This is a genomic window from bacterium (genome assembly GCA_030655055.1).
GTDB lineage: Bacteria > Edwardsbacteria > AC1 > AC1 > EtOH8 > UBA5202.
On record JAURWH010000233.1, the window covers coordinates 1 to 3,076 of the forward strand.

Consider the following 3,076-nt stretch of genomic DNA (forward strand, 5'->3'; position numbering starts at 1 on the left):
CACCAGTCCCAGCGGCAGCATCAGCAGATTGACGAATGGTATGGTCCAGCTTTCGTAAAGGGCTGCCACGGAGAGGAACACCACTAAAAGCGAGATGGCATAGAGCACCGGCGCCTGGGCCCCGGCGTTCTTCTCCTCGTAGGAAAGGCCGGTCCATTCATATCCTATGCCCGGCGGCAACTGGGCAACCATCTTTTCCACCTCGTCCATGGCTTCGCCGGTACTGATCCCCGGAGCAGCCTGCCCCAGGATCTCCACGGAGGGAATGCCGTTGTAACGCTCCAGGCGGGGCGAACCGAACTGCCAGCGGGCCTGCGAAAAGGCGGAAAACGGCACCATATCTCCCTGTTTGTTGCTGACGTACCAGCTGTTGATATCCTCCGGCAGCATACGGTATTTGGCATCGGCCTGGAGATAGACCTTCTTGACCCGGCCGTTCTGGATGAAGTCGTTGACGTAGGTGCTCCCCCAGGCCGTGGAGAGGACGTTGTTGATATCCGCCTGGGAAACCCCCAGGCTGCCGGCCCGCACATCGTCGATGTCGAGCTTGAACTGGGGTGAATCATCCTGACCGTTGGGGCGCGTTGCGACCAGTTTCTTGTTTTTCATGGCCATGCCCAGAAGCTGGTTGCGCGCCTCCATCAGCTTGTCATGACCCAGTCCGCCTCGATCCTGCAGCTGGAGGTCAAAGCCGTTTGCCACCCCCAGCTCAAGTACCGCCGGCGGGGAAAAGGCGAAGGCCAGGCCATCCCTGAACTTTGAGAATGCCCCCATGGCCCGGCCGGCAATGGCCGCCGCCTTCATGTCCTTGCTCGGACGGAGGTCCCAATGCTTGAGCCTGACAAATGCCAGCCCCATGTTCTGGCCCCGTCCGGCAAAGCTGAATCCGGCCACGGTAATGACCCCTTGGACGGTCTTGGTCTCTTTCGTAAGGAAGTGCTGTTCCAGCTGTCGCATGACCTGGATGGTCCGCTCCTGGGTGGCGCCGGCCGGCAGCTGCACCTGACAGATAATGAAGCCCTGGTCCTCATCCGGCAGGAACGATGTGGGAAGGCGCATGAAGAAGAAGATCATGACGGCAACAATGGCGCCGTAAAGCAGCAGATAGCGCACCGGTTTGCCGAAGGAGCGGCCGACGATCCCCTCGTAGTTGTGCCGGCAGAACTCGAACGCCCGGTTGAAGTAGCGGAAGAACCAGGAAAACCAGCCGGTTTCGCCGGAACGGTGCCCTTTTTCCACCGGTTTGAGGATGGTGGCGCAGAGCGCCGGAGTCAGAATCATGGCCACCATCACCGAGAGGATCATGGCGGAGATGATGGTTATGGAGAACTGGCGGTAGATGACTCCGGTGGAACCGGGAAAGAAGGCCATGGGGAGGAAGACCGCCGTCAGGACGGTGGCGATGCCCCACAGGGCGCTGGTGATCTGCCCCATGGACTTGATGGTGGCTTCCTTGGGTGGAAGCCCTTCCTCGGTCATGATCCGTTCCACGTTCTCGACAACGACGATGGCGTCGTCCACCAGCAGGCCGATGACAATCACCAGGGCAAACATGGTCAGGGTGTTGATGGAATACCCGCTGGCAGCCAGTACCCCCATGGTGCCCAGGAGAACCACCGGCACCGCGATGGTGGGGATCAGGGTGGCGCGGATGTTCTGCAGAAAGAGGAACATGATGATGAAGACCAGGAATACCGCCTCGATCAGGGTCTGCACAACCTCTTCGATGGAGATCTTGACGAATGGGGTGGAGTCGTAGGGATAGACGACTTTCATGCCGGCTGGGAAATATTTGGAGAGTTCCTCCATCTTGGCCTTGACCCGGTTGCCGGTTTCCAGTGCGTTGGCGCCTGCCGCGAGGCGGATTGCCATCCCGCCCAGCGGTTTGCCGTTATAGTACGATTGGATCTCGTAGTTCTCGGTGCCGATCTTGCTTTCGGCCACATCCTTGAGTCTGACGGTGGAACCGTCGCTGTTGGTACGCAGGACAATGGCATCGAACTGCTCCGTGGTCTGGAGCAGGGACCGGGCGTTGATGGTGGCATTTAGCTGCTGTCCCTGGGGTGAGGGGGAGCCTCCGAACTGACCGGCAGACACCTGGGCGTTCTGGGCTTGCAGCGCCGCAATGACATCGCTGGCGGTCATGTGGTAGTTGTTCAGTTTGGCTGGATTCAGCCAGATCCGCATGGCGTTCTGGGTGCCGAAAATCATCAGTTCGCCGACTCCTTCCAGGCGGCTGACGATATCCTGGAGGTTAGAGACCATGTAGTCGGTCAGGACGTTGCGGTCCATGGAACCGTCTTCCGAGACAAGGCCTACTATCAACAGGAAGTTCCTGGTGGACTTGACAACCTGAATCCCGGAGCGCTGGACAATCTGGGGGAGGAGCGGCACGGCCAGCTGCAGTTTGTTCTGCACCTGCACCTGGGCGATGTTCGGATCAGATCCGGCCTTGAAGGTCAGGGTAATGGTCACTGCCCCGGCCGAGTCGCTGGTGGAGGACATGTAAATAAGGTTGTCGATGCCGTTAAGTTTCTGCTCGATGACCTGGGTTACCGTGTCCTGTACTGTCTGGGCAGAAGCGCCCGGATACATGGCATTGATGGCGATCTGCGGCGGCGCGATGGGGGGATATTGTGATACCGGCAGCTTCTTGATTGACAGCAGACCCGCCAGCATGATCATGATGGCGATCACCCAGGCAAATATTGGACGATTGATGAAAAAACGAGGCATGAAGAGGCTCCTTAAGGATCGGACTGACCGGTCCGATCCGACTGATCAGTCCGATTATTTCTTAGCAGCTGGCGCTGCAGCGGGTTGTGCGGGCGCTGACGGTGCGCTGCCAAAGGGAACAGCCTTGACCGGCGTTCCCGGCCTTGCCTTCTGCAGCCCCTCCAGGATGACACGATCTCCGGTTTTCAGGCCGTCACTGACCAGCCAGCTGTCTCCCACCGTCTGCACTACCTTGATCGGGCGGGGCTCAACCTTATCCTCTGCTCCAACGGTCATGACCATGGCATCTCCTTTCGGATTGCGGGTCACACCACGTTGCGGGATGAGGATGGCGTTTTCG

The 3,076-nt window shown here is 59.2% G+C and carries 2 protein-coding genes; both read right to left on the reverse strand.

Features of this window, described 5'->3' with window-relative positions; all coding sequences use genetic code 11:
• Window positions 1-2,736, reverse strand: a 2,736-nt coding sequence (locus Q7U71_10975) for an efflux RND transporter permease subunit (GenBank protein MDO9392279.1), incomplete at its 3' end; no start/stop codon positions are given.
• Between the two features lie 54 nt (window positions 2,737-2,790).
• The coding region (locus tag Q7U71_10980; protein MDO9392280.1) for an HlyD family secretion protein at window positions 2,791-3,076 on the reverse strand (286 nt) is incomplete at its 5' end.